Source organism: Amycolatopsis sp. NPDC045836 (assembly GCF_056431745.1).
This window is the reverse complement of sequence record NZ_JBWKKF010000013.1, coordinates 263817-289024: the sequence shown is the minus strand read 5'-3', so window position 1 is coordinate 289024 and position 25208 is coordinate 263817. Positions and strand designations below refer to the sequence as shown.

Annotated in this window: 22 protein-coding genes and 1 pseudogene; 10 read left to right on the top strand and 13 right to left on the bottom strand. The window is 70.2% G+C overall.

Going from position 1 to position 25208, the window contains the following annotated elements; translation table 11 throughout:
- On the top strand, nt 1–3119 hold a 3119-nt coding region (gene dnaE, locus AC07EG_RS25560; RefSeq protein WP_478255704.1), incomplete at its 5' end, for a DNA polymerase III subunit alpha.
- Here the strand turns inward: dnaE and AC07EG_RS25555 are convergent.
- A complete protein-coding gene (locus tag AC07EG_RS25555) occupies nt 3064–4485 on the bottom strand; it encodes a nitrilase-related carbon-nitrogen hydrolase (RefSeq protein WP_478255703.1) in 1422 nt (473 codons plus the stop codon). The two genes, dnaE and AC07EG_RS25555, sit on opposite strands and share 56 nt — an antisense overlap.
- Complete coding sequence (locus AC07EG_RS25550) at nt 4469–5044, bottom strand: TetR/AcrR family transcriptional regulator (protein ID WP_478255702.1); 576 nt, start codon at nt 5042–5044, stop codon at nt 4469–4471. The genes AC07EG_RS25555 and AC07EG_RS25550 overlap by 17 nt, the downstream gene beginning before the upstream one ends.
- A gap of 75 nt (nt 5045–5119) precedes the next feature.
- Between AC07EG_RS25550 and AC07EG_RS25545 the strand changes: the two genes are divergently transcribed.
- The gene (locus AC07EG_RS25545; protein ID WP_478255701.1) at nt 5120–6034 is read left to right on the top strand and encodes a sigma-70 family RNA polymerase sigma factor; all 915 of its coding nucleotides are present in this window, start codon (nt 5120–5122) and stop codon (nt 6032–6034) included.
- A gap of 58 nt (nt 6035–6092) precedes the next feature.
- Nucleotides 6093–7073 (top strand): non-homologous end-joining DNA ligase, encoded by a 981-nt coding sequence (gene ligD, locus AC07EG_RS25540; protein WP_478255700.1) that lies wholly within the window; start codon nt 6093–6095, stop codon nt 7071–7073.
- Here the strand turns inward: ligD and AC07EG_RS25535 are convergent.
- From AC07EG_RS25535 to AC07EG_RS25515, 5 genes are all read right to left on the bottom strand, one after another.
- Nucleotides 7068–7967, bottom strand: a complete 900-nt coding sequence (locus AC07EG_RS25535) for an aminoglycoside phosphotransferase family protein (protein WP_478255699.1) — start codon at nt 7965–7967, stop codon at nt 7068–7070. The two genes, ligD and AC07EG_RS25535, sit on opposite strands and share 6 nt — an antisense overlap.
- Nucleotides 7968–8073: 106 nt before the next feature.
- Nucleotides 8074–8556 carry a hypothetical protein gene (locus AC07EG_RS25530; RefSeq protein WP_478255698.1) on the bottom strand — a complete coding sequence of 161 codons (483 nt, stop codon included), beginning with the start codon at nt 8554–8556 and terminating at the stop codon, nt 8074–8076.
- Between the two features lie 269 nt (nt 8557–8825).
- Entirely contained in the window at nt 8826–9191 is a 366-nt protein-coding gene (trxA, locus tag AC07EG_RS25525; RefSeq protein WP_478255697.1) for a thioredoxin, read from the bottom strand.
- Complete coding sequence (locus tag AC07EG_RS25520; protein ID WP_478255696.1) at nt 9188–9574, bottom strand: MerR family transcriptional regulator; 387 nt, start codon at nt 9572–9574, stop codon at nt 9188–9190. The genes trxA and AC07EG_RS25520 overlap by 4 nt, the downstream gene beginning before the upstream one ends.
- Before the next feature lie 28 nt (nt 9575–9602).
- On the bottom strand, nt 9603–10223 hold the full coding sequence (locus tag AC07EG_RS25515) for a TetR/AcrR family transcriptional regulator (protein WP_478255695.1): 621 nt from the start codon (nt 10221–10223) through the stop codon (nt 9603–9605).
- A gap of 83 nt (nt 10224–10306) precedes the next feature.
- Here AC07EG_RS25515 and AC07EG_RS25510 point away from each other — a divergent pair, with 83 nt between their 5' ends.
- Nucleotides 10307–11815 carry a flavin-containing monooxygenase gene (locus AC07EG_RS25510; protein WP_478255694.1) on the top strand — a complete coding sequence of 503 codons (1509 nt, stop codon included), beginning with the start codon at nt 10307–10309 and terminating at the stop codon, nt 11813–11815.
- Between the two features lie 43 nt (nt 11816–11858).
- Nucleotides 11859–12623, top strand: coding sequence for an SAM-dependent methyltransferase (locus AC07EG_RS25505; protein WP_478255693.1), 765 nt, complete (start codon nt 11859–11861; stop codon nt 12621–12623).
- Here the strand turns inward: AC07EG_RS25505 and AC07EG_RS25500 are convergent.
- The gene (locus AC07EG_RS25500; protein WP_478255692.1) at nt 12606–13067 is read right to left on the bottom strand and encodes a SecDF P1 head subdomain-containing protein; all 462 of its coding nucleotides are present in this window, start codon (nt 13065–13067) and stop codon (nt 12606–12608) included. The genes AC07EG_RS25505 and AC07EG_RS25500 overlap by 18 nt on opposite strands.
- A 219-nt stretch (nt 13068–13286) precedes the next feature.
- On the opposite strand from AC07EG_RS25500, the gene AC07EG_RS25495 reads away from it, so the two are divergent.
- The gene (locus tag AC07EG_RS25495) at nt 13287–14108 is read left to right on the top strand and encodes a nitroreductase/quinone reductase family protein (protein ID WP_478255691.1); all 822 of its coding nucleotides are present in this window, start codon (nt 13287–13289) and stop codon (nt 14106–14108) included.
- Between the two features lie 131 nt (nt 14109–14239).
- On the opposite strand, the gene AC07EG_RS25490 is transcribed toward AC07EG_RS25495, so the two are convergent.
- The 3 genes from AC07EG_RS25490 to AC07EG_RS25480 are packed head-to-tail and all read right to left on the bottom strand — an operon-like array spanning nt 14240 to nt 19387.
- On the bottom strand, nt 14240–15322 hold the full coding sequence (locus tag AC07EG_RS25490) for a LacI family DNA-binding transcriptional regulator (RefSeq protein WP_478255690.1): 1083 nt from the start codon (nt 15320–15322) through the stop codon (nt 14240–14242).
- 9 nt (nt 15323–15331) lie between these two features.
- Nucleotides 15332–16810 (bottom strand): radical SAM protein, encoded by a 1479-nt coding sequence (locus AC07EG_RS25485; RefSeq protein ID WP_478255689.1) that lies wholly within the window; start codon nt 16808–16810, stop codon nt 15332–15334.
- On the bottom strand, nt 16811–19387 hold the full coding sequence (locus AC07EG_RS25480; RefSeq protein WP_478255688.1) for a glycosyltransferase: 2577 nt from the start codon (nt 19385–19387) through the stop codon (nt 16811–16813). It abuts the gene before it with no gap.
- An 88-nt stretch (nt 19388–19475) separates the two neighbouring features.
- Here AC07EG_RS25480 and AC07EG_RS25475 point away from each other — a divergent pair, with 88 nt between their 5' ends.
- Both AC07EG_RS25475 and AC07EG_RS25470 read left to right on the top strand, forming a co-directional pair.
- Nucleotides 19476–20627 carry an MFS transporter gene (locus AC07EG_RS25475; RefSeq protein WP_478255687.1) on the top strand — a complete coding sequence of 384 codons (1152 nt, stop codon included), beginning with the start codon at nt 19476–19478 and terminating at the stop codon, nt 20625–20627.
- A 528-nt stretch (nt 20628–21155) separates the two neighbouring features.
- Nucleotides 21156–21323 (top strand): hypothetical protein, encoded by a 168-nt coding sequence (locus AC07EG_RS25470; protein ID WP_478255686.1) that lies wholly within the window; start codon nt 21156–21158, stop codon nt 21321–21323.
- On the opposite strand, the pseudogene AC07EG_RS25465 reads toward AC07EG_RS25470, so the two are convergent.
- Nucleotides 21323–22138: pseudogene (locus AC07EG_RS25465) on the bottom strand (glycoside hydrolase family 16 protein); the annotation flags it as partial. The gene AC07EG_RS25470 and the pseudogene AC07EG_RS25465 sit on opposite strands and share 1 nt — an antisense overlap.
- Before the next feature lie 274 nt (nt 22139–22412).
- Nucleotides 22413–23000, bottom strand: a complete 588-nt coding sequence (locus tag AC07EG_RS25460) for an SMI1/KNR4 family protein (protein WP_478255685.1) — start codon at nt 22998–23000, stop codon at nt 22413–22415.
- An 82-nt stretch (nt 23001–23082) separates the two neighbouring features.
- On the opposite strand from AC07EG_RS25460, the gene AC07EG_RS25455 reads away from it, so the two are divergent.
- Together AC07EG_RS25455 and AC07EG_RS25450 are read left to right on the top strand one after the other, a co-directional pair.
- Nucleotides 23083–23664, top strand: a complete 582-nt coding sequence (locus AC07EG_RS25455; RefSeq protein WP_478255684.1) for a TetR/AcrR family transcriptional regulator — start codon at nt 23083–23085, stop codon at nt 23662–23664.
- Nucleotides 23661–25190 carry a carboxylesterase/lipase family protein gene (locus AC07EG_RS25450; protein WP_478255683.1) on the top strand — a complete coding sequence of 510 codons (1530 nt, stop codon included), beginning with the start codon at nt 23661–23663 and terminating at the stop codon, nt 25188–25190. The genes AC07EG_RS25455 and AC07EG_RS25450 overlap by 4 nt, the downstream gene beginning before the upstream one ends.
- The last annotated feature ends 18 nt before the right edge of the window (nt 25191–25208 follow it).

Sequence of the window (25208 nt, the reverse complement as noted above, 5' to 3'; positions counted from 1 at the left end):
GGATGGATCGTGAGCTGATCTCCGAGCACCACGAGGGGATCATCGCCACGACGGGGTGCCCGTCGGGTGAGGTGCAGACGCGGTTGCGGCTGGGGCAGAAGGCCGAGGCGATCCAGGCGGCTTCGGATTACCGGGACATCTTCGGGCCGGAGAACTTCTTCCTGGAGTTGATGGATCACGGGTTGCCGATCGAGCGGTCGGTGCGTGAGGGGTTGCTGGAGATCGGCAGGCAGCTGGGGATCCGGCCGCTGGCGACGAATGATTCGCATTATGTGACGCGGGATCAGGCGGATACGCACAGTGCGTTGTTGTGTGTGCAGGCGGGTAAGACGCTCAATGACCCGAACCGGTTCAAGTTCGATGGTGATGGTTACTACCTGAAGTCCGCGGTGGAGATGCGGGAGTACTGGGACACCGAGGTTCCGGGGGCGGCGGACTCCACGCTGCTGATCGCCGAACGCGTCCAGTCCTACGAGGACGTTTACGCCCACCGCGATCGGATGCCGCGCATCGAGGTGCCGGAGGGGCACGACGAGGCGAGCTGGCTGCACCAGCAGGTGATGGACGGGTTGAAGTGGCGGCTTCCCGGCGGGGTTCCGGCGCCCTACGCCGAACGCGCCGAGTTCGAGATCGGCGTGATCACGCAGAAGGGCTTCCCGGCGTACTTCCTGATCACCGCGGACCTGATGAACCACGCCCGCGAGGTGGGCATCCGCGTCGGGCCGGGTCGTGGTTCCGCGGCCGGGTCGCTGGTGGCCTACGCGCTGGGCATCACGAACCTGGACCCGATCGAGCTGGGGTTGCTGTTCGAGCGGTTCCTCAACCCCGAGCGGGTGTCGATGCCCGACATCGACATGGACTTCGACGACCGCCGCCGCGGGGAGATGATCCGCTACGCCACCGAGAAGTACGGTGCCGACCGGGTGGCCCAGGTGATCACCTTCGGCACCATCAAAACGAAGGCGGCGATCAAGGACGCCGCCCGGGTCCACTTCGGACAAGCCGGTTACGGGATCGCCGACCGGATCTCGAAGGCGCTGCCGCCGCCGGTGGCCGCCAAGGACATCCCGCTCGGCGGCATCGTCGATCCGAAGCACGAGCGCTACGCCGAGGCCGCCGAGGTGCGCGCGCTGGTCGAGACCGACTCCGAGGTCTCCACCATCTTCGAGACCGCCCGCGGCCTCGAAGGGCTGATCCGCAACGCCGGGGTGCACGCCTGCGCGGTGATCATGTCGGCGGAACCGCTGGTCGACACCATTCCGCTCTGGCGGCGCGACGACGGCTCGATCATCACCGGCTGGGACTACCCGTCCTGCGAGGCCATCGGCCTGCTCAAGATGGACTTCCTCGGCCTGCGCAACCTGACCGTCATCGGCGACGCCATCGACAACATCAAGGCCAACCGCGGCGAGGAGATCGATCTCGACACGCTCGCGGTCGACGACCCCGCCACCTACGAACTGCTCGCCCGCGGTGACAGCCTCGGGGTGTTCCAGCTCGACGGCGGTGCCATGCGGGACCTGCTGCGCCGCATGCTGCCCACCGGGTTCGACGACATCATCGCGGTGAACGCGTTGTACCGCCCCGGTCCGATGGCGATGAACACGCACAACAACTACGCCGACCGCAAGAACGCGCGCCAGCGGATCGAGCCGATCCACCCGGAACTGGCCGAACCGCTGCGGGACATCCTCGCCGAAACCCACGGCCTGGTGGTGTACCAGGAGCAGATCATGCAGATCGCCCAGCGGGTGGCCGGGTTCTCCATGGGCCGCGCCGACGTGCTGCGGCGGGCGATGGGCAAGAAGAAAAAAGAGGTGCTGGAGAAGGAGTTCGAGGGTTTCCAGGCCGGAATGCGGGCCAACGGGTTCTCGGATGAAGCGGTTCAGGCGTTGTGGGACACCATTCTGCCGTTCGCCGGATACGCGTTCAACAAGTCACACGCCGCCGGATACGCACTGGTGGGGTATTGGACGGCGTACCTCAAGGCGAACTACCCCGCGGAGTACATGGCCGCGCTGCTCACCTCGGTCGGGGACAACAAGGACAAGTCGGCGGTCTACCTGTCCGAGTGCCGCCGGCTCGGGATCAAGGTGCTGCCGCCGGACGTCAACGAGTCGGCCCAGCGGTTCGCGGCCGTCGGGGACGACATCCGCTTCGGCATGGGCGCGGTCCGCAACGTGGGCGCGAACGTGGTCGAGTCGATCATCAAAACCCGCGAGGAGAAGGGCAAGTACTCCTCCTTCGTCGATTTCCTCGACCGTGCCGAACTGGTGGTGTGCAACAAGCGCGTGCTCGAATCGCTGATCAAGGCGGGTGCGTTCGACTCGCTCGGCTCGACGCGGTTGTCCCTGGTGCAGGTGCACGAGGAGGCCGTGGAAGCGGTGGTGCCGCTCAAACGGCGGGAGGCGATGGGGCAGTTCGACCTGTTCGGCGCGGAAGCCGGGCCGTCGTCGTCACCCTTGGCCCATCTGCGGTTCGGCGAGGAGGAATACCCGCGCAAGCAACTGCTCGCGTACGAACGGGAGATGCTGGGGTTGTACGTTTCGGCCCATCCGCTGGACGGCGCGGAGGGATTGCTGCGCAAGCACGCGAAGAAGCCGATTGGCGCGGTCCTGGCCGACCCGCCGCGTGAAGGCGAGTTGGTCGTGGCCGGGCTGATCACCTCGTTGGAACGGCGGGTCAACAAGAAGGGTGAGCCGTGGGCGATCTGCACGATCGAGGACATCGACGGATCATTGGAAGTGTTGTTCTTCCCCAAGGCGTATGCGTTGTTCTCCGGGGAATTGACCGAGGACGACCCGGTGGTGGTGAGCGGCCGGGTCAACTGGCGGGAGGGGAAGATGTCCGTGTTCGGTTCGGGGGTGCGGTCGCTGGACATTTCGAACCTGGCCGAGGGCACGTCGCTCGTGTTGCGGGCGAGCGCCGAGAAGCTCGACCGCGAGGTGATCGGCGAGTTGAAATCGGCTCTGCTCGCGCACGCGGGTGACACCCCGGTGCGGGTGGAACTGGTGTCCGGGCCACGGGTGCGGCGGTACGCGCTGGACGACTACCCGGTCCGGGTCAGTTCGATGCTGCTCGGGGAACTGAAGGGGATTCCGGGGATTTCCGTCGCGTGAACACCGTGGCGACCACGGCCAGCGCGACGCACAGCCAGCCGAACCAGTCGCCGAATCGCGTGTAGACGGTCGCACCCGGGCCGAGCGGCACGTCGGCGACCACGGTGGTGAAGCCGCCGGGGGCGCCGGTCGGCGCGCTGGCGAGCACGCGGCCGTAACCGTCGTTGAGCAGCTGGGTGGTCTGCCGCCCGCCCCAGGCGATGGCCTGGCCGTTCTCCACGCCGCGCAGCAGTGCGGTCCGGCTGTGCTGCCAGCCGTTCTCGTCCTCGTCGGAAGCGGGAACGGCGAGCAGGCGGGTGCCCGCCTCGGCGTAGTCCTGTGCGGGGTCGCGGAAGTTGACGTCGAGGCAGATCAGCACGCCCGCGCCGGTCGGGGTGGTGACGAGGTCCTGGCCGGCCGGGCTCACGGCGTCGTAGTGCTTGAGGTAGGACCGCGGTTCACCGCCGGACGCCGGGAAGACCAGCGCGTAGTTGTACTTGGTGGTGCCGGACCAGTGTGCGTAGCCGACGACGATCTCGGAACCGCGCCTGGCCGCGAGCGCACGCATGGGCTCGAAGAGACTGGCGGGGCGTGCTTCATCGGAACCGAAGGCGGCCTCCGGGAGGACGATCGTCTTCACGCCGTCCGGCAGGGCTTCGAGCTGGCTGAGGTAGTCGGTGAGCAGGGTCCGGTCCTCGCGCAGGTCGGCGGCCCAGCCCTTCTGGTTGCTCGCCACGAGTGCGATGCGTTGCGTGCTGTGCTCGGGCGCGGCGGCGAGGCGCAGCGCACCGCCGCCGATGGTCACCGCGAGCACCACGGCCGCGAACACGCCCACGCGCACCCTGCCCGCGCCGGTCACCACGGCGGCGAGCGCCGCGGGAACGAGCACCATCACGAATTCGACACCCCAGGCCCCGGTGACCGAGGCGAGTTGCAGCACCACCGGGAAGTCGGCCTGCGTGGTGGCGAGCGTGCCGGTGATGCCCTTGGGATTGCTGATCGACACCACGTGCAGCGCACCCGCCCAGAACGCGGCCGCGCCGGCGACGGCGAGCAGGGGCCGGTGGTGCAGGGCGCGGTAGAGCGCGGTCGACGCCGCGAAGACCAGCCCCAAGCCGAAGGTGACCACCAAACCCCACGGGAGCAGCGGCAGGTCGTGCGAGCCGGCGGACCAGGGCCAGATCGTGGTCCAGCCGAGGAAGCAGGCGGTGAACCCGGCGGCGGCCGCGCCCCAGCCGGAGAGCGCGGGGGCGATCAGGAAGACCGGCAGCGGGGCCAGCCAGGCCAGGAAGGGGACGGGGTCGAGGCCGGTGCCGAAGAAGAAGAGGAGGGCGGAGGCCGCGACGGCGGCGGCCCCGGTCACCCGGCCTCTAGTCGCGGAGTCCATCGAGCACCCTTCTGGTGGTCCGGGCGCACAGCGCGCGGAAGCCGGTTTCGGAGAGGTTCATCCGGCCGCCCAGGTAGAGCTGGACCAGGCCGACGGCGGGCATGGTGAGCGCGAGGGTCACTTCGAGCGGGTCGTCCTGGTCGAGTTCGCCCTCGCTGATGCCCTGCTCGACGGCGGTGAGCACGGCACCGAAGGCGGGCGAAAGGCCGTCGCGGAAGTCCTCCGGGAAGCGCCGGACCGGTTCGCGGCGGTCGGTGATCAGGAACTTGTACAGGTTCGGCTGGCCGAGCGCGAAGTCGAGGAAGTCGTTGAGCAGCAGGTCGATGCGCTGCTCGAAGTCGACGGTCTCGGCGTGCGGGCGCCAGTGCTTGCCCAGGTCCTCGAAGGCCGCGTCGGCCACCGCGCGCAACAGCGCCTCGCGGTTCGGGAAGTGGCGGTAGGTGGCCATCGGGGTCACACCCGCGTCGGCGGCCACCCGGCGCATGGACACCGCCTCGGCTCCCTCGGCCAGGAGGATCGCCAGTGCGGCGGCGGCGATGCGGTCGGCTGCGTTGGGCATGTCTACACCGTACACGGGTCATGTCTACGGTGTATACCTCCGATTCCTTTCCGGCTGTGGTTGGGTCGGAGGGGTATGAACGATGCTGGGTTCGCCCGGGACACCGAGGGGTACCGGCGAGAGCTGCTGGCGCACTGCTACCGCATGCTGGGCTCGGTCGCCGACGCCGAGGACCTGGTGCAGGAGACGTACCTGCGGGCGTGGCGGGCGTACGGCGGGTTCGAGGGCCGCTCGTCGGTGCGGTCGTGGTTGTACCGGATCGCCACCAACGCCTGCCTGTCCGCGCTCGAGCACCGGAGCCGCCGGGTGCTGCCGTCCGGGCTCGGCGCGCCCGCCGGGGACCCGTCGCTGCCGGAGGAGTTCGCACCGGAGGTGACGTGGCTGCAGCCGCTGCCCGACCCGGCCGACGTGGTGTCCTCGCGCGAGGACACCCGGCTGGCGTTGGTGGCCGGGCTGCAGTACCTGCCGCCGCGGCAACGGGCGGTGCTGTTGCTGCGGGACGTGCTGGCGTTCTCGGCGGCGGAAGTGGCCGAATTGCTCGATACGACGGTCGCCGCGGTGAAGAGCGCGTTGCAGCGTGCGCGGGCGACGATGGGCGAGGTGGTGCCGGAGGACGTGGTCGAACCCGCGGAGCCGGCGGTCCGTGCGCTGCTGGAGCGGTACATCCACGCCTTCGAGAACTCGGACGCGGCGGCGTTGGAGGAAATCCTGCGCGCCGACGCGATGCTGGAGGCGACGCCTTCCCGGACCTGGTACTCCGGCAAGGTGAACTGCCTGCCGGTGTTGGTGGGGCGGGTGTTCGGGGAGTGGCGGATGTTCCCGGTGCGGGCGAACGGCCAACCGGCGGCGGTGTCGTACCTGCGGGTGGACGGGGAGTGGCGCCCCTGGGGCGTGGTGGTGCTGGGGGTGGCGGAGGACGGGGTGCACCGGATCAGCGCGTTCGGGGACGCTTCGCTGGTGACGCGGTTCCACGCCGAAGCTCCGGACTGACCGCCGGGCGGTCCCCGGCCGCCCGGGTTACCTTGGCGGTCGGCGAACGGAGGCGGAGATGGTGGACTCCCGCACACCGGCTGACGTGGAACCGATGCTGGCTCAGCCCGGGGAGTTGCCCGACGACTCCCGGTACACCTACGAGTTCAAGTGGGACGGGTACCGCGCCTGCCTCCGGGTGGGGGCCTCGGGGGAGGTCCGGATCGGCAGTCGCAACGGGATCGACGTGACGGCCGAGTACCCCGAACTGGCCGCGGCCATCGGCGACATGCTCGGCGGGCGGGCCGCGGTGCTCGACGGGGAGGTGGTGGCGCTGGACGCCGGGGGCGCGCCCGACTTCACCCTGCTGCAGCACCGGCGGACGCGGCGGCAGCCGATCAGCTTCTTCGTCTTCGACCTGCTGCGGCTGGGTGCCGACGAGCTGCTCGAACGCCCGTACCGCGAACGCCGTGACCTGCTGGAGCAGCTCGAGCCGGGAAATCCCAACGTGATCGCCGTGCCGCCCGCCTACAGCCACGCCGACCTCTCCGCCACCGGGCTCGGTCCACAGGGGTTGCTCGAAGTCGCCCGTCGGTCCCGGTTGGAGGGACTGGTCGCCAAGGTGAGCGAGAGCCGGTACCACCCCGGGCGGCGCAGTCCGGAGTGGATCAAGCACGCGTTGGTCAACACCCAGGAAGTGGTGCTCTGCGGCTGGCGGCCGGGGGCGGGCCGTCGTGCGGGGACGGTGGGGGCGCTGCTGCTCGGGGCGTACGACGACCGGGGTGAGCTCCGGTACCTCGGTGACGTGGGGACCGGGTTCACCCGGCAGGCCCTCGACGAACTCCTCGCCGAACTGCGCGAGCACGAACGCCGCACGAGCCCGTTCGCCGAGCAGGTGCCGCGGGACCGGGCGAAGGGGGCCCGCTGGGTGGAGCCCCGGCTGGTGGGCGAGGTGGTCTACCGGCGCTTCACCGTGGACGGGCGGTTGCGCCACACCGCCTGGCGGGGCCTCCGCCCCGACCGGGAACCGGCCGAGGCGAAGGTACCGGGATCCTCATGACCGGGCGCTGAGCGCGTCGGCGATGGCGGACTGCACCGGGTCCACCGCGGTTTTGCCGTCTTCGACGTCCCACAGCGCGTTCTGCAAGATCCGCGCCATCGACCAGGCGCAGGCTCGCCGCCGGTCCAGGGCCAACGCCTCGGTCAGCTGGTCGAACCGCCGCAGCACCGCACCCGGCACGTCGCCGGTGGCGACCACGTCCTGCCACCGGTTGTCCAGTGCGGGCAGCAGGTCGAAACCGGGGTCGCCGGCCAGCGGTTCCGGGTCGATGGCGAGCCACTCCGCCCGGTCACCGGCGAGCACGTTGTCGTAGTGCAGGTCCCAGTGCAGGAGCTGGTTGCCCGGCTCGCCGAGCACTTCGGCGGTCACGGCGGCGCAGCGCCGGATGAGCTGCTGGTCGGCGGGGTCGTGCAGGGCGGGAAGGGCGGCGGGGGTGTCGTCGAGCATGGCGGCGGCGACGTCGGCCAGCTGCCGCATACCGGGTGGGGCGGGGACGGCGACCAGTTCGGCGAGCAGGCCCGCGAGGATTTCGATGGCGGCGGTGTCGTCGGCGACGGTGGACAGCGGCCGGGTTTCGTCCAAGCGTTCCAGCAGTTGGGTGCTGGTGGCCGGGTCGTACTCCAGCAGGTGCACGATGCCGTGGCCGTTCCACGTCCGCAACGCGAGCGCGGTGCCGGCGTTCTCCTCGGTGGGCGGCTGCAGCTTGAGCGCGGCGCGCGTGCCGTCCGCGCGCACCACCGGCAGCACCAGCGAACCGCAGCCGTGCCAGGTGGGGCCGTCGTGGCGCAGCGACCAGCGGTCCAGGAACTGCGTGACCAGCCGGGGCAGCGCGGCCAGCCAGGCCGGGTGCTCGGTGCCGTGCGACCGGACGAGCTGGGTGGGTACGTCGATCAAGGGGGACTCCTTCGTCGGATCTTCGGGTGCGGTGACGAAGGAGGTGCTGGGGGTGCCCGGCAGCCGGGCGAGCGTCAAAGCATGCTGCCACGCTACCGGAAAACGATCAACTGCCGGGCTCGACCCGGCTGATCAGGCGAACCGCTCGTCGTAGGTGGTTCCGCCGAGGCGCGGGTTCCCGCCCGGCCGGAGCGAGTTGTCGTCGATCACCGCGCCGGAGTAGGGCACGGTTGTCGTCGGCGACCACCTCACGCGGATCTCCCCTGCGCGCCAGGTGTTCCCGTACGAGGTCGGCCATGCCGCGGGATTCGGCCCCACCCAGTTCGACGATCTCGCCGACCGGATCGGCGAGCGCGACGTCGGCCAGCGTGGCCGCCACGTCGTCGGCGGCGACCGGCTGGAACAGCGCCGGGGTCAGCCGGACCTTCGCCCGCAGGTAACCGCTGTCCGGCAGGCGTTCCGCGCCGACCACCGAAAGCGCCACGTGGTGCCGCACGCCCGCGGCGAGCGGGTTGTTGTTGCTCCTGGTGAAGAACTCCAGCACCGCGTGGTCCTCGAACGACGGCGAGTTCGTCACGTCGACGACCACGATCCGCGGAGTCGAACGGGCGCTGCACTGCTGCGTGGTGCTGACCGCCGTCGACCGCCCGGTGCCCGCCGCGCAACCGGCCGAACTGCACGACGTGTCCGCCAGCTACCTGGCCGAACAGTTGCAGGGGCTCTCGCGGGCGGGGCTGCACCGGAAGCCTGCACCAGGCCGTGCGCGAGCAACCGCGCGATGTCCGCCGCCGACCGCGCCTGGCGGGCGGCGCTGCGGGAAGTGACCATCGCCGACCTGGCCGAGCAGGTCGGCGAAGACTACGAATTCGACGCCCTCGGCGGCATCCGCGAGTGGTTGTCCGCGGGTTGGAGCAGGCTGTCCAGTTCGGCGAGCAGCCGCGCCTTCGGCTTCGCGCCGACCATCGACCGCACCGGGACGCCGTCGCGGAACAGGATCAGCGTGGGCAGCGACATCACCTGGTAGTTCCGCATGGCCAGCGGGTTCTCGTCGGTGTTGAGCTTGCGGACGGTGAGCGAACCGGCGCGTTCGGCGGCGATCTCGGCGAGCACCGGCGCGATCATGTGGCACGGCGGGCACCACTGCGCCCAGAAGTCCACCAGCACCGGCCCGTCGTGCTTGAGCACGGCTTCTTCGAAGGTGCCGTCGGTGATCGTCTCGATCATGGTCTTGCCTCCACTCGGCAGGGATCGGGCTGCCGGGCCACCGCCGCGGTCAGCTTGGCCAGCAGGTCCGCCCGCACCGCGTTGAGGCGGTCGAGGCAGGCGTCCACTTCGGCCAGTTTTCGTTCGTAGACCTCGATGGAATCGGCGCACGAGTCGCCGGCCGCGTGCCCGGAACGCAGGCAGTCGACGAACGGCCGGGTGTCGTCCAGGGTGAGCCCGGCCGCCTGCAGCGTCCGGATCTCGCTGACCAGCCGGACGTGTTCCTCGCCGTACTCGCGGTAGCCGTTGGCCGTGCGCGGCGCGTCCAGCAGGCCCTGCGCTTCGTAGAACCGCAGTGCGCGCGTCGTCGTTCCGGCTCGTTTGGCCAGTTCGCCGATTCTCATGCTCCGACGGTAAACGTTGACGCGCACGTCAAGGCAAGATGAGCCGTTCGGTCAGCGTCGCGCCGATGCCGGCGAATTCGGCGACCAGTTCGTCCTCGGTCAGCTCGACCGCGCCGGTCAGCCACCCGTGCAGCACCTCGTGGATGCCGCCGATGAGCAGCAGCGCGGTCGCCTCCACCCGGGCGCGGGCGGGGTTGCCGCTGAGCGCGAGCACCTGGTCGGTGATCACCGCGGCGAAGGTCCGCACCACCTTGGCGCGGTGCTCGCGGAGCAGGTCGGAGGCGAAGCACTCGACGTAGGCGCGGGCCTGCCGGGGGTCGGCGACCATCGCGCCGATCATCGGGCGCAACGCGGTGGCGTACCGGGTGGTCAGGTCGGCGTCTTCGGGCGGCTGGGCCTGGAGCACCTGCTCGCCCACCTGCCCGGCGAGCTGGTCGAACAACGCGATGAGCAGTTCGTCGCGGTTGGCGAAGCTCTCGTAGAAGTACCGCTCGGTCAGCTTGGCGCGGCGGCAGACCGCGGTCATGGTGAACCCGTCGCGCCCGTGCTCGCCGAGCACGTCGAGCGCGGCTTCGAGCAGCTGGCCGCGACGGGTGGCACGCCGGTCCTCGGCGCTGACCCCGCGGAACGGGCGGACGACAGGAGCCATGCCGTCCATCTTGACAGAGCTGCCGGTCAGGTGTGAGCCTCTGTTGACAGGATGCCCTGTCAGCTATGCGGTCGGGAGTGACGATGACGCACCACGAGGTGATGGTCGTCGGCGCCGGGTTCTCCGGCATCGGCGCGGCCATCAAGCTCCGCGAGGCGGGGTTCGAGGACTTCCTGATCGTCGAGGACGGGAACGGGGTCGGCGGGGCCTGGCACTGGAACACCTATCCCGGCGTGGCCGTCGACATCCCGTCGTTCAGCTACCAGTTCTCCTTCTACAAGCGCGACGACTGGTCCCGCGTGTACGCGCCGGGCGACGAGCTGAAGAACTACGCCGAGGCGTGCGTCGACCGCTACGGCCTGCGTGACCGGCTCCGGCTGAACACCCGGATCACCTCCGCCGCCTTCGACGAGGCCGGCGACCGGTGGGAACTCGGCACCTCCGGCGGCGACCGGTTCACCGCGCGGCACGTGGTGGTGGCGACCGGTGTGCTGACCCAGCCGAAATCACCGGACATCGACGGGCTCGGCGACTTCGGCGGCACGCTCGTGCACACCGCGCGCTGGGACCACGACGTGGACCTGCGTGGCAAACGGGTGGCGATCATCGGCACCGGGGCGTCGGCGGTGCAGGTGATCCCGTCGATCGCGGAATCGGTGGCGCACCTGACCGTCTTCCAGCGCACACCGATCTGGTGCCTGCCCAAACCGGACGCCCGGCTGGCCCGCCCGCTGCGGGAAGCGCTGCGCCGGGTGCCCGGCGCGAAACGGCTCACCCGGGTGCTGAGCCAGGCGTACGTGGAGGCCAACTTCCCGGTGGCGGCGCACTTCACCGGGGCGGTCCCGGTGGCGAGCCTCGGCGAGAAGCTGGCGCGGTGGTTCCTGCGCAAGGAGGTCCGCGACCCGGCCGTCCGCGACAAGCTCACCCCGCGGTACGCGCTCGGCTGCAAGCGCCCCAGTTTCTCCAACGAGTACCTGCGCACCTTCAACCGCGACAACGTGCTGCTGGAGACCTCGGGCATCGAACGCGTGACGCCCAAGGGGATCCGCACGGCCGACGGGGTGGAGCACGAGGTCGACGTGCTCATCCTCGCCACCGGGTTCAAGGTGTTCGAATCGGGCAACATGCCGCCGTTCACCACCACCGGGGTCGGCGGCACCGATCTGGAGGAGTGGTGGGACGCCAACCGGTTCCAGGCGTACCAGGGCGTCAGCGTGCCGGGATTCCCGAACCTGTTCATGGTCCTCGGGCCGTACGGCTACAACGGCGCCTCGTACTTCAACCTGATCGAGACGCAGAGCAGGCACATCGTGCGCTGCCTGACCGAGGCGCGGCGGACCGGGGCGACCAGGGTCGAGGTCACGCCGGAGGCGAACCGGGCCTACTTCGAGCGCATGCTCAGCCGGCGCCCGCAGCAGGTGTTCTTCCAGGGCGGGTGCGGGGACGCCAACAGCTACTACTTCGACAAGCACGGCGACGTCCCGTTCCGGCCGTCGCTCACCCTGGAAACCATGTGGACCAGCGCGCGGTTCGACCTCGGGCACTACCGGTTCGCCGGAAAACCGGTGGACGCCACCGCCCGGCGGTCCTAACCTCGCGGCGACCGCTTCCGCCGCGAGGACGAGGAACCCCGTTTTGCCGGAGTTGCCGAGGCAGTTCACCATCCGCGAGAGCCGTCACCGCATCCACAACCCGTTCACCGAGGAGAAGCTGGCCACGCTGGGCCGGGCGCTGCACCTGGCGCCGGGCACGGAGGTGCTCGACCTCGGGTGCGGTTCGGGGGAAATGCTCTGCACGTGGGCGCGTGACCACGGCATCACCGGCACCGGGGTCGACATCAGCTCGGTGTTCATCGCCTCCGCGCGGGCCAGGGCGGTCGAGTTGGCCGTCGCGGACCGGGTGGAGTTCGTGCACGCCGATGCCACCGGGCACGTCGCCCCGGCACCCGTGGACGCCGCGGCCTGCCTCGGTGCCACGTGGATCGGCGGTGACCTGGCCGGCACCGTGGACCTGCTCCGGCGCAGCCTGCGACCGGGTGGTCTGCTCCTGGTCGGTGAGCCGTACTGGCGGCGGGAGCCACCGGACCAATCCACTGTGGAGGCTTGTCACGCACGACGGCGGGAGGATTTCCTGGCGTTGCCGGAACTGCTCGAACGGCTCGGGTCGTTCGGTTGTGACGTGGTGGAAATGGTGCTCGCCGACCAGGACGGCTGGGATCGGTACGTCGCCGCGCAATGGCTGAACACACGGCTCTGGCTGGACGAGAACCCGGATGACGAACTGGCGCCGGAAATGCGTGCGGAACTGATGGACGCACCCGCCGAGCACGTGCGGTACCAACGCGAATTCCTCGGCTGGGGGGTTTTCGCGTTGATGGACCGGTCAACGGCCGCCGAGTGAATTCGCCAGTGCCCTGGCGTCGTCCTGGGTGAAATCGCCGGAGATCTGGATTTCCCCGCCGTGGATCGGGGACTGGATCACCGGTGCCGACAGCACGCCGCCGTTGGCCACCATCGCCACCTGCTGACCGAGCTGCTCCTCGGACAGCTTCCCGAACTCCCCGGCCAGGTCCGGCGGCAGGGACAGGCTGACCACCCAGCCGCCCGCGTTGGTCTCGAACACCGGTTCCACCTTGGTGAACCGGTCGAGCACCAGCACCACCGGGCCCAGTTCGTAGGCCGTGCCCGCCTTGTCGCTCAGCGTGGTGCCGCCGCCGGCGGTGACCACGCGCAGTTCCACCGGGGTGCCCGCGGTGAACACCGGCTCCGGGGCGGCGTCCCCGGAAACCTCGGTGGCGCAGGCGGACAGCACGAGGGCGAGCAGCAGCAGCGGCAGCAGGCGCATGGCTCCGACCCTAGCGGGGCGGTTGCCACCGCGGCGGGCGTTGTTCTAAAGTCGTGCTCGTGACTGCCGGGTCGGCCTTGGGCCACTCACCGATTGGGTTCCCGGCCGAGGCGTGAGCCCTCGGCGGGCGAGAGCCCCGCCTTCTGCGTTCCTCTCTCATTTGTGCTCCGCCCTCCCCGGGCGGCGCTTCGTCCTGCCCGAAAACCCGAGAGGAACTGCATGCCCAACGATTTCAACCTGCCCGTCATCGAGGAGTTCCGCGCCAACGGCGGCCGCGTCGGCGGTTACTTCGAAGGTGCCAGGTTGATCCTGCTGACCACCACCGGTGCGCGGTCCGGCCGCCCGCACACCGTGCCGCTGGCCTACCTGCCCGACGGGGGCAGGCTGCTGGTCATCGGCAGCGCCGGTGGCTCCGACCGGCACCCGGCCTGGTACCACAACCTGCTCGCCGACCCACTGGCCACAGTGGAGGATGGCGTGTTCACCTACCAGGCCGAAGCCACCGTGCTGCAAGGGGAAGAGCGCGACCGGATCTTCGCCCGCGCCGTCGAGGCCGACGAAGGGTGGCGCAACTACCAGTCCATGACCAGCCGCGAGCTGCCCGTGGTCGCGCTGGCGCAAGTGGCCGGCGGACCGCCCAACGCGTCCTCACCGGCCGAGGCGCTGAAACTGGTGCACGACGCGTTCCGGCGCGAGCTTTCGTTGATCCGCAAGGAATTCGCCGATTCCGGAGCTTCGCTGGGGGTGCAGCTCCGGATGAACTGCCTGACCCTGTGCCAGGGGCTGCACAACCACCACACCGGTGAGGACACCGTGTTGTTCCCGCACCTGGCCGGCCGCTACCCGGAACTGGGGCCCACGATCGAGCGGCTGACCGCCGAGCACGAGAAGATCGCGGACCTGGTGGCCCAGCTGCAGGCGGTCATCTCGACCGACGGGGCCGACGCGGTGACCGTGCTGCCGGAAGTCGAACGCCTCACCGGCGAACTGGAACAACACCTGGACTACGAAGAAGCGCAGCTGATCCCCTTGCTCGAGTAGGCGGCTGAGTGAGCACCGTCGATGGGAGCAGGGCGCCGTGGCAGTTGAGACTTGGTTTCCCCGGTTTTGCTCGTCCGGTGTGATGGGTGCTCTCCCACTTCGCCGTTCTTCCGGTGGGATTCCCTGCTCGACTAGGGCGTGTCCGAGGCGCGCCCGGTCGACCCGCGCACCACCAGTTCCGTTTCCAGCACCACCGGCTGCTTCACCGGGCGTCCGGCCAGCAGGTCCAAGGCCATGCGCCCGGCCGCCCGGCCCTTGCCGACCAGGTCCTGGCGCACGGTGGTCAGCGCGGGTGTGGTCCAGCCCGCCTCGGCGGTGTCGTCGAAGCCGACCACCGACAGGTCCTCCGGCACCCGCAGGCCCAGCTCGGCCGCCGCGGTGAGGGTGGCGATGGCCAGTTCGTCGGACATGCAGAGCACGGCCGTCGGGCCGGTTTCGAGCACGGCTCGCGCGCTGACCTGGGCTTCGGCCCGCGAGAGGCCGGAGGTTTCCCAGATCGGCACCGAGCCGGGCTCGATGCCCGCCGCTTCGAGCGTGTCCAGGTAGCCGATCATCCGCTCGCGGTTGTCCCGGAACCGGCTGGTCCGCGCGTCCGCCAGGGACAGCGGCCCGCCCCGCGGCGTGGACAGGCACTGCGCGGACAGGATGCCGAAGCGCCGGTGCCCCAGGTCGAGCAGGTGCCGGGCGGCGGCCGCGGCCCCACCGCGGTCGTCGATGCCCGCCACCGCCGCGCCCGGCACCAGCGGCTGGTCGATCACCACCAGCGGCAGCCGCCGCTGCTTGACCGCCCGCAACGCCGGCGCGCCGTCGGCCAGCGAGTACGCCACCGCGAGATCGGCCTGCGCGCCGAGCACCCGGTCGGCTCGCGGGCCGCCGTCGTCCCCGCCGGGCAGGAGCAGCAGCGCGTAGCCCTCGGTGTCCACTTCGGTGGACAACGCGTCCAGCGTGATCGACAGCGCCGGATCGGAGAAGGCCGCGCGCAACGGGGTGTCCAGCATGAACGCGATCGCCCCGGTCCGGCTGGTGGCCAGGCTGCGGGCCACCGGGTTCGGTCCCGGGTAACCGAGGCGCCGGGCCGTCCGCAACACCTCTTCACGCAGCTCGGCGGAGAGCTGGTCGGGCCGGTTGAACGCGTTGGACACCGTGGCCCTGGACACCCCGACGGCTTCGGCCACGCTGTCGAGCGTCGGTTTCCGGTTCCGGTGGGCAGGCACTCCGGTAGCTTACGGTGACGGCACGGGCGCCGGGTCGCGGTCGAGTTCCGTGTTGATGATGGCCTCCACCAGCACCTCGCCGTCCGGGGTCAGCTCGACGCGCCCGGCCTGCTCGTCCATCCGCAGCAGTCCGCGCTCGGCCAGCGAGGTGAACCGGGCTCGCCACGGCTCGGTGAACAGCGAACTCCCGGGGAAGCGGCGCCGGTGCAGCTCGTCGTCCAGCGGTTGCAAAGTGGACAGTGCCATCTTGATCGCCCGTGCCTCCTGCGCGGCGGGCGAGAAGCCGGTCGCCGAGCCGAGCGGGATGCGGCCCGCCTCCACCGCCTCGGAGTACCGCTTCCAGTGCACGTCGGTGATCGCCTCGGAGGCCCGGCAGCTGGAACTGCCACCCAGCCCGATCGCCACCTCGGCCTCCTGCCGGTCCTGGTCGACCATGATCGACTTCCACTTCTCCGGCCCGAGCCCGTCCCTGGCGAAGTACATCGTCGGGTGCTCGGTGTACCCACCGGCCCGCAGTCCTTCGGTGAGCACCTCGCGCATCTGGTACTGCTCCCCGAGCGGCGGCCACCGGTGCCCGTCGCGGACCAGCCGGTCCCGGAAGTCCGGCAGCTGCCAGGCCGCCGGCTGCACCCCGGCGACCCCGGTGCGGGTGTCGGTGTAGGACTTCAGGTGCAGTTTGGTGCACACCACCGCGGTCGGCTGCTCGGCGAGCACGATGTCGAGGTCCCGCCGCACGCTGTCCACCGTCTGGTCCAGCAGGCCGTACATCAGGTCGATGCTGACCCAGTCGAACCCGGCGCGCTGGGCGTTGCGGATGAACTCCACGCACATCTCGGCGCTGTGCTCGCGGCCGGACTGCCGCAGCACCGGGTCGTCGAACGACTGCACCCCGCTGGAGAGCTTGGTGCACCCCAGTTCGGCGAGCAGTTCGAGCTTGTTCGGGGTGAACGTGCTCGGGTCGCCCTCGAACCGGATGGTGGTGTCCGGGCCGAAGCCGAAGTTCTCCCGGTAGAAGTCGAGCAGCCGCCGGATCGCGTGCTTCGGCAGCAGCGACGGGGTGCCGCCGAAGACGTTGAACTCGCCGACCGGGGCCGTGGCCAGCGACGGCACCTGGTCGAGCCAGAGTTCCGCCTCGCGGATGTTCCAGTCGACCCACTGGCTCGCCTTGGCGTCGGTCACCTCGGGACTGCCCTTGACCAGCACCACCGGGTACTGGCAGAACCGGCAGCGGTAGGCGCAGGTCGGGAGGTAGGACCACAGGTGGATGGGTGCCGAACCCGCGGCCAGCTGCGCCTCCAGGTCGACCAGGAAGGCTTCGGGGGAGTAGTCCGGTTCGTTGCCGGGGAAGACGTGCGCGCCGAACGGGTCCTCGACGACGTACTCCAGCAGGTGCCGGTTCTCCGGGGCGGACAGCGCGCCGAGCACCGACGGGACCGGGGCCGTGGGATCGGTTTCCTCCAGGGACGCCAATGCCTGCTCGTAGTCCATTCAGAACACCCCTCCGTTGCCGAAGTAGTTGTGCGCCTCACCCGATTCGCGGTCCTCGCAGTAGTACTTGACGAACTCGGCGAACCTCGCCGGTGGCACGTCGTCGAAGCACGGCGGCAGTGGTGGCGGGTGACCGATGTCCTCGCCGACGGTGGCGCGCAGGCGGGCGAAGAGCTCGTCGGCGAACTCGAAGTACAGGCGGTAGCACGGGGTCTTGTAGGAGTGGATGGGGGTGAAGTCGGTCACCCGCATCTCCTCCTTGATCTCGGCGATCCGCCTGCCCAGCCGTTCGGCCAGGCCGGGGCCGAAGAACTCGATCACCGCGTCGTCGTCGAGCAGGGACGGGGTGAGCAGCACCGGCAGGATGGTGTTCTTCGGGGTGAAGTCCTTGATGGAGAACTCCCACGCCTGTTGAGCTTCCGCCTCGGTCAGATCGGTTTCCCCGGTCGGCCGCGGGTCCTCGACGCGGATGTCACGCATCACGATGATGCCGTCCGACCCGTAGGCGCGGCCGGTGATCACCTCGTCGATGGCGTGGTCGACCCGGCGCGGGTTGATCTCCACCCGCGACTTCGGCGCGTAGGTGATTTCGTCGCCGGAGCCGCGGACCCTGATGCCGAAGTCCCAGTCGTCGGAGAGGTGGTTGACGAACCGGCCGTGTTGCAGCTGGTAGAAGATCTCGATGCCGCCGACGCGGTCGTAGGCGTCGCGGTCCACGGCGAAGCCCTTGCCGTCCGGGAAGCCGCCGAACAACGCGAAGGTGACCGCGCGGCAGCGCAGCGTCCGGGCGATCGCGTCCCACAGCCGCGGCCGCCCGGCGAAGTGCTCGGGTGCGTAGTAGTAGTCGCAGACGCCGATGGCGGCCTTGCTCTCGTCCATCGCGGCGGCCAGTTCCGCCAGCCAGTCCGGGTCGACGCGGCAGTCGGCGTCCGCGGAGACCAGCAGGAACCGTTCGTCCGAGCCACGGGCTTTGCTGCGCGCGCTGGCGAAGTCCATCCCGGTGCGGCGGGCGCACGACACGCCCTGCTCCGGCTCGGGCACCACGTGCACGGCCAGGTCCGGGTGGGCTTCGGCGAACCGCTGCGCCACGGCCACCGTGTCGTCGGTGGAGTTGTTGTCCACCAGCACGACCTCGTAGGCCGCCCGGTCGATGCCGCGCTGGTGGTAGAGCGAATCCAGCACGGCGGGCAGGTTCGCCGCCTCGTTGAACACCGGTAGCACCACGCTGATCCGGGTGCGCTCGTCCATCGGCGCCAGGAACAGCCGGTCCAGCAGGCGTTCGGCCTGCCCTTCCCCGAAGTGCCGCTGCCCCAGCGCGTAGTTGTGCTCCGCCATCGCCGCCCGTTTCGTCTCGTCGGTGAGCAGTTCCGCCACCTCGTCCACAAAGGACGGGGTGGGCAGGTCGTGCCGGCGCACGTCCAGCACCGGTGCGCGGAAGCCCTTGTCGCCGTACACCGTGTCGTACAGTTCGTACCGGCTGGTCAGGTACGGCACCCCGGAGGCGATGGCCTCGCCGATCGGGTTGCCGTAGCTCTCGTAGTCGTAGGAGGTCAGGAACGAGACCAGCTGGGCGTGGGCCAGCAGGTCGCGCACGGAGTAACCGGGGCGGCCGACTTCGGCGTCGTGCGGGGCGAGCCCGCCGCCGAACACGACGCGGTCGCGCACACCCAGTGCCGTGGCCAGTTCGGTGAGCCTGGTGAATTCCCCGGGGTCTTCGCCCGGCTCACCCGCGACGAACAGGTAGGTGCCCGGCAGCGCGGCGATCAGGTGCAGGTCGCGGTCGATCCGCTTCTGCGGCACGATCCTGGTGAACCGGGCGATCAGCGGCGCCCGCTCGGGAATCCCGTGGTCGGCGCGGAAACCGGCGTTGTGCGGCTCGACCACGGCCCGCCGGTGGGTGAAGGTGTTCGGCAGCACGCTGAGCTGGCGCAGGTGCGGGGCCCAGGCCAGGGTCCGGCGGCGGGCCTGCTCGTGCAGCGCCGCGTAGTGGATGAACGGGCTGTTCACCGGGACCGGCGTGTGCGGATAGGGGAATCGGCCGTACTTGCCGCTGCTCGGCTCACTCTGCCACATCAGATCGTGGTCGCGCCAGAGCACGAAACAACCCAGCCGATGGCGGTTGCCGTATTCCTCGATCGCCTGGTAGAGCGCGCGCGTGTAGATAACGTTCTCCGGCAGCGTGCCATTCTCCACGAGCACGAAAGAAATGCCGAGTTCGGTCCACTTGGCGAGAATTCGGTCACGCAGGGTGGCGGTCACCGAATTCATCACCGACCGTAGCCGCGAGTCGTCGCCGCGGCCGATCACCTCGGTCAGCACCGCGCTGACCAGCTCCGGGGTGTAACCGTCGATCCCTTGCACGGCTTCGATCCGGTCCAGCTGGATCCACTCGGGAAGGAGGTCCGCCTCGTCGGTGTAGGGCCGGAAGAAGGCGTTCTTGTCCGCTTTGATGTCGTAGCCGAGGTCGAGGTGCACCCGAATGCCGCGTTCGTGGAACAATCGCGCGGTCTTGACGAACTCGACGATCAGTCCGGAGATCGGTGCGCCGTCGAACGAAATTCCCCAGAGGGTCGACATGGGATCGCACTCACTCCCTCTGCCAGTGTCGGATTGCGTTAATGTTACGGGCGGATCCGCCGTTCCGCACTAGTGGGAGAGCCCGACTTTGACTTCACCGCGCACCGCGGTCGCCGTGGCCTTCGTGGTCAATGGAGCGCTCTACGGGTCGTGGGCGGCCCGGGTGCCCGCGCTCGCCGACCGGGCCGGGGTGGGCACCGGCGGCCTCGGGCTCGCCCTGCTCGGCCCCAGCGTGGCGATGATCCTGACCGCCTCACCGGCGGCGAAGGCGTGTGCCCGCTGGGGTGCGCGGCCGGTGCTCGCGATCTGCCTGCCGCTGGCCTGCCTGCTGCTGCCGGTGCTCGGCCTCGCCGGTTCGGTGTGGACACTCGGGCTGGCGCTGGCCCTGCTCGGCGGGCTGATGGGCGCGGTGGACGTGGCGATGAACATCGGCGCGGTGGCCGTGATGCGCCGGCTCGACCGGCCGCTGATGCCGGTGTTCCACGCGGGGTTCAGCTTCGGCGGGCTGGCCGGTTCGCTCGGCGCGGCGGGGGCGGCGGCGCTGGCGGTGGTGCCCGGGGTGCAGTTCGGCGTGGTCGGTGCCGTGGGGCTGGTGGCGGTTCTGCTGACTGTGCGTGCGGTCCCCGACGATCGTCCGGCGGCGGGGGAACGGCCGTCCGGTGGTTACCGTCAGGTGATGGCGCGCCCGCGGTTGTGGTTGCTGGCCGGGGTGGCGGTGTGCGCGGCGGTCGCGGAGGGTGCCTGCGCGGAGTGGTCGGCGTTGCTCCTGGTGGACGACCGCGGTTTCGGCGAGGCGGGCGCGGCGGCGGCCTACTCGGTGTTCGCGGTGGCGATCGCGGTGACCCGGCTGACCGGCGAACGGGTGCAGCGGCGCTTCGGCGCGTACCGGCTGCTGGCGGGCAGCGGCTCGCTGGCCGCCGCCGGGGTGTTCCTGGCCGCGGTGGTACCCGCCGACGCGGCTGCCTACCTCGGGTTCGCGCTGGCCGGGGTCGGGCTGGCGTTCTGCTTCCCGCTGGCGATGGACCTGGCGGGCGCGGCGGGGCGGGAGCCGGGGGGTACGGGTGGTGAGCGGGAGCTGGGCTTCGTCACCACGGTCGCCTACGCCGGCCTGCTCGGCGGGCCACCGGTGATCGGCGGGGTGGCGGCGCTGACGCAGCTGACCGCGGCGATGGCGGTGGCGGGGGTGGTCGCGTTGTTGATCGTGCCGACGGCCTGGTGGGCACGTCGTTTGAGCAGTTGACCGGTTTGTGGTGGCCCCCCCGGTTTCGGTCCGGCGGCTTGGGGGCTCGTCGGCGGAGTCCGCGTGAGTGGCCACCCCGGCTTTTCAGTGTGACTACGGCGAGGATGGCTTTGTCAAGGCGGGAAAGATGCCTTGACGAAGCCATCCTCGCCGTGTTTTTGGCTGTGGACCGGGGATGGGGTGGGGCTGGGTGGCTGGGTTCGGGTCCCGGCTTCCTGTTCCGTGCCGATGGGTGGGGGTAGTCGGCTCTGTTCTGTGCTCGTGGGTGGTTGGGTGGCGCGGCTCTGCCTCGTGCTGGCGGTGGGTGGCTGGTTTGTGCTGTGCCCGTGGCTGGTTGGTCGCCGCTCCTGCCCCATGTTGGCGGGTGGGTGCGGCTTCCTGTTCCGCACCGGTGGGTGGTGGTCAGGTGGCCCGGCTCAGGTGGCCCGGCTGCTGTCCCGTGCGGTGGTCAGGAAGGAGTGGCCAGGTGGTCGGCCAGTTGGGTCAGGCCGGTTCCCGACGCACTGCCGCTACGCCGGTTCCTCACTGGTGTTCCAGGGCTCCTCGATCATCGCCGGTGCCCCGGCACCGCTGATCGCCGTCGCGCTGGTCGACGGCCCGGGTGCCGGGGCGGTGGTCGCCTACCTGGTGCTGACCACGCTGATCACCGGGATCGCGGTGCTCAGCAGCCGGGAGACCAAGGGCGTGGAGCTCTAGTTCGTCACCCGCACGTAGTCGACGACGAGTTGTTGCGGGAACTGCGTGTTGCCGTCCGGGGCCCCCGGCCAGTCACCGCCGACGGCGAGGTTCAGGATCATGAAGAACGGGTGGTCGAACACCCAGCGGTTGCCGTTCAGATCGGCGGGCGTGCGGGTCTGGTACACGTTGCCGTCGACGGACCAGGTGATCTTGTCCGGCGCCCAGTCCACGGTGAAGGTGTGGAAGTCGTCGGAGAAGTTGGGGCCGGTGTACACCGCGCCGATGCCGCCCGAGCCCGAGTAACCGGGGCCGTGCAGGGTGCCGTGCACGCTGTTCGGTTCGAAACCGACGTTCTCCATGAAGTCGATCTCCCCGCAGTTCGGCCAGCCGCTGGAACCGATGTCCTCGCCCAGCGCCCAGAACGCCGGCCACATGCCCTGCCCGCGCGGCAGCTTCATGCGGGCTTCGTAACGGCCGTAGGTCTGGGTGAACTTGCCCGCGGTGTTCAACCGCGCGGAGGTGTACTCGCACCGGCCGTACCAGCAGTCGTAGTCGGCCGGGTTCTCCTTCTTGGCGGTGATCACCAGGTTCCCGTTGCCGTCGAGCGCGGCGTTGCCCGTACCGCTGGTGTAGTACTGCAGCTCGTGGTTGTTCCCGCCGTTGTCGCCGGTTTCCAGCTGCCACTTCCCGCCGTCGACGGCGCTTCCGGCCGCCCCGTCGAAATCGTCTTCGAACGTCACGGCGGGCGCGGCGTGGCTCACCGGTACGGCGAGCACGCTCGCGGTGGCCAGCGCGGCGAGTGGGACCAGGAGCCGTCGGACGGCTTTCGACATCTTCGTTGACATCAGCTCTCACCTCGGGTGGGGACGCGGGTGGGGGCCCCGTTTGTTGCTAGCCACAACAAATTAGCTCGCGAGGTCGGTGGAGACAAGGCTTGCGGGTGGAAAATTTCTGTCCTGATTTCGGACAACGTCCTCAGGGCGCGCTCGACCGCATTTCTGCTGGAAACGGCCACGGCTCGGGCCCGCTGCTGTGGATCAGGGTGCCCGGTGACTCCGACCGCGGGATCGGGGGCGGATCAGCTCGGCCGGATTCGACCGACGGCGTCTAACGCAAGTCCGCGGCATCCCAGCCGCGGTCGGTGAGGTCGAGTTCCGCGGTGGCGAGCGCCCGGAAGTAGGCGCTGGGGCCGGGTGCGAGGACCCGGCGCTCGTCCTCGTCCGGTCCCATGATGATGAGCTGGCCGGGGGTGCCGCCGCTGGGCGGCGCGGTGTCCACGGCGATCGCGTTGCCGCCGCCGTCGGCGCCGATCGGCAGCCAGGTCGGGATCCAGTACTCCCCGGCCACCTTCGCCGGTTCCGGCACGGTGACCGCCTCGGCGTGGTCGGCCATGCCGTCCGGGCCTTCCTGCTCGGCCAGTTCGTGCCAGATCCGCCACTGTTCGACGGCCAGTTCGAGCGGGAGGAAGCGGTACCGCGGCAGGACGTAGGCGTGGGTGGAATGCAGCCGTTCGTCCACCTGGCCGTCGGACAACCGGTAGAGCGCCGCCACTTCGTCGGGCAGGACGATCCCGGTTTCCCCGGTCAGCGCGGCGAAGTCCGCTTCGGACGCGCCGGGGCGGAGGGTGGCCCGCACCGCGAACCCGTGTGCCTCCAGCACGTCCAGCCAGCGATGCCAGTCCTCGGTCAGGCTCATCGATTCCCCCGTTTGCGCGTCGGTTCACCCGCACGATACCGTCTTGCTCAGTTGAGCAAGAACTAGCTTAAGTGAGCAAACGATGGCATCCGTGACGGAACGGGCGCGGCGCAGGCAGATCGTCGACGCCGCCGTGGTGGTGATCGCGACCGAGGGCTACGCCAAGGCTTCCTTCGGCCGCATCGCCAAGCAGGCCGGGTTGAGCAGCACCGGCCTGATCTCCTACCACTTCGCGAGCAAACGCGAGTTGATGGACGAAGTGGTGGGCACGGTGCTGGCCGACTTCACCGAGTTCGTGGTGGAACGGATGGCGGACGCCGGCGGGCCCGCCGCCCAGTTGCGCGCGTTCATCGCGGCGAACGCGGAGTTCGCCGGCGAGCGGCGCACGCACCTGGCGGCCATGCTCGAAGTCGCCCGCGCCGAACCGGGTGAGGGCCCGGATCCCGTGCTGGCAGCCGATCTCCGCGCCCTCGCCGACCTGTTGCGCACCGGCCAGCGCCTCGGCGAGTTCCGCGACTTCGACCCGGAGGTGATGGCCATGGCCATCCGTTCGGCCCGCGACGGCCTGCTCCTCAAGCTGCGCACCGACCCCGGCCTGGACCTGGCGGGCTACACCGAGGAGCTGGTCACGTTGTTCGAGCTGGCGACGAGGAAAACGCCATGAGGGCGGCCATCGCGCTCGTCGCGCTGCTCCTGCTGGGCACCGCGTGCGCACCCGAGCCTGCGGACGTCGCGCGCCCGCAGGCGGGTCCGGTGCGCGGGGTGGTCACCGAGCACCAGCGCCAGTTCCTCGGCATCCCCTACGCGGCGAAACCGGTGCGCTGGCAGGCACCGCAGCCCGCCGCGCCGTGGACCGGGACGCGGGACGCCACCGAACCCGGCAGCCTCTGCCCGCAGGAAGGCACCGAATACGCCAGGACCTCCAGCACCGACGAGGACTGCCTGTTCCTCAACGTCACCGCGCCGAGAACCGGGGACGGGAAACCGGTGCTGGTGTGGCTCCACGGAGACGGCGTGGTCGGCGGCGGCAGCCTGTTCGACCCGGCCGCCCTCGTGCGCACCGGCGACGTCGTGGTGGTCACGGTCAACTACCGGCTCGGGGTGTTCGGTGCGTTCGGTTACCCGGGGCTGGCCGGTTCCGGCACCTTCGGCCTGCAGGACCAGCAGGCGGCGTTGCGCTGGGTGCGGGACAACATCGCGGCGTTCGGCGGTGATCCCGGCAACGTCACGCTGTTCGGCGAGTCCTACGGTGCCCAGTCGGTGAGCGCGCACCTGCTGGCGCCCGCGTCGGCCGGGTTGTTCCACAAAGCCGTGTTGCAGAGCCCGATGACGTTGCTGGACATGCCCGCCGGGGCGCTGATGCCCGGCCTGCCCGCCAGTCCGTGGCTGGCCTGGCGCAGCACGGAGGAGGTGACCGGGCTCGGCACCGCGATGGCCGCGCAGCTCGGCTGCCCCGATCCGGCCACCGCCCTGGACTGCCTGCGGGCGTTGCCGGTCGAGCGGTTGTTCCCGTTGATGCGGGTGTTCCAGGCCGTCGCGTACGGCAACGAGGTGCTGCCCGACGCCCCGGACACCGGGTACGAACGGGGAAGGTTCCACCGGGTACCGGTGTTGCTCGGCACCACGCGCGACGAGCACCGCGGCTTCGTCGGCCTGTTCTACGACCTCGCCGGGCAACCGGTGACGGCGGAGCAGTACCCGCGGCTGCTCCGGGAAGCGTTCGGGGACGACGCCGAGCGGATCGCCGCCGAATACCCGTTGAGCGCCCACCCGTCGCCGAGCGTGGCGTGGGCCGACGTGCTCACCGACCGGATGTGGGCCCGCGGCACCAGCCGCCTCGCCGACCTGGTCGCCGCCAGGAATCCGCTGTACACCTATGAATTCGCCGATCGCGGGGCACCGTCGTACCTGCCGTTCCCGGACACCTTCCCGACCGGGGCCTACCACGCGGCCGAAGTGCCGTACCTGTTCCGCGACGCCGGTTTCGACCGGGACGCGAACCCCGCGCAGCGGAACCTGTCCGAGGCGATGATCCGCTATTGGACCGGGTTCGCGAGGACCGGCGCACCCACCGCGGACGGCCTGCCGCCGTGGCCCCGGCGCGAAGTGCTGTCGCTGGCGCCGGACGCCATCCGCCCGGTCGACTTCGCCGCCGAGCACCGGCTGGACTTCTGGGCTTCGCTCGGCTGACTCCCTCACCCGGGCGGG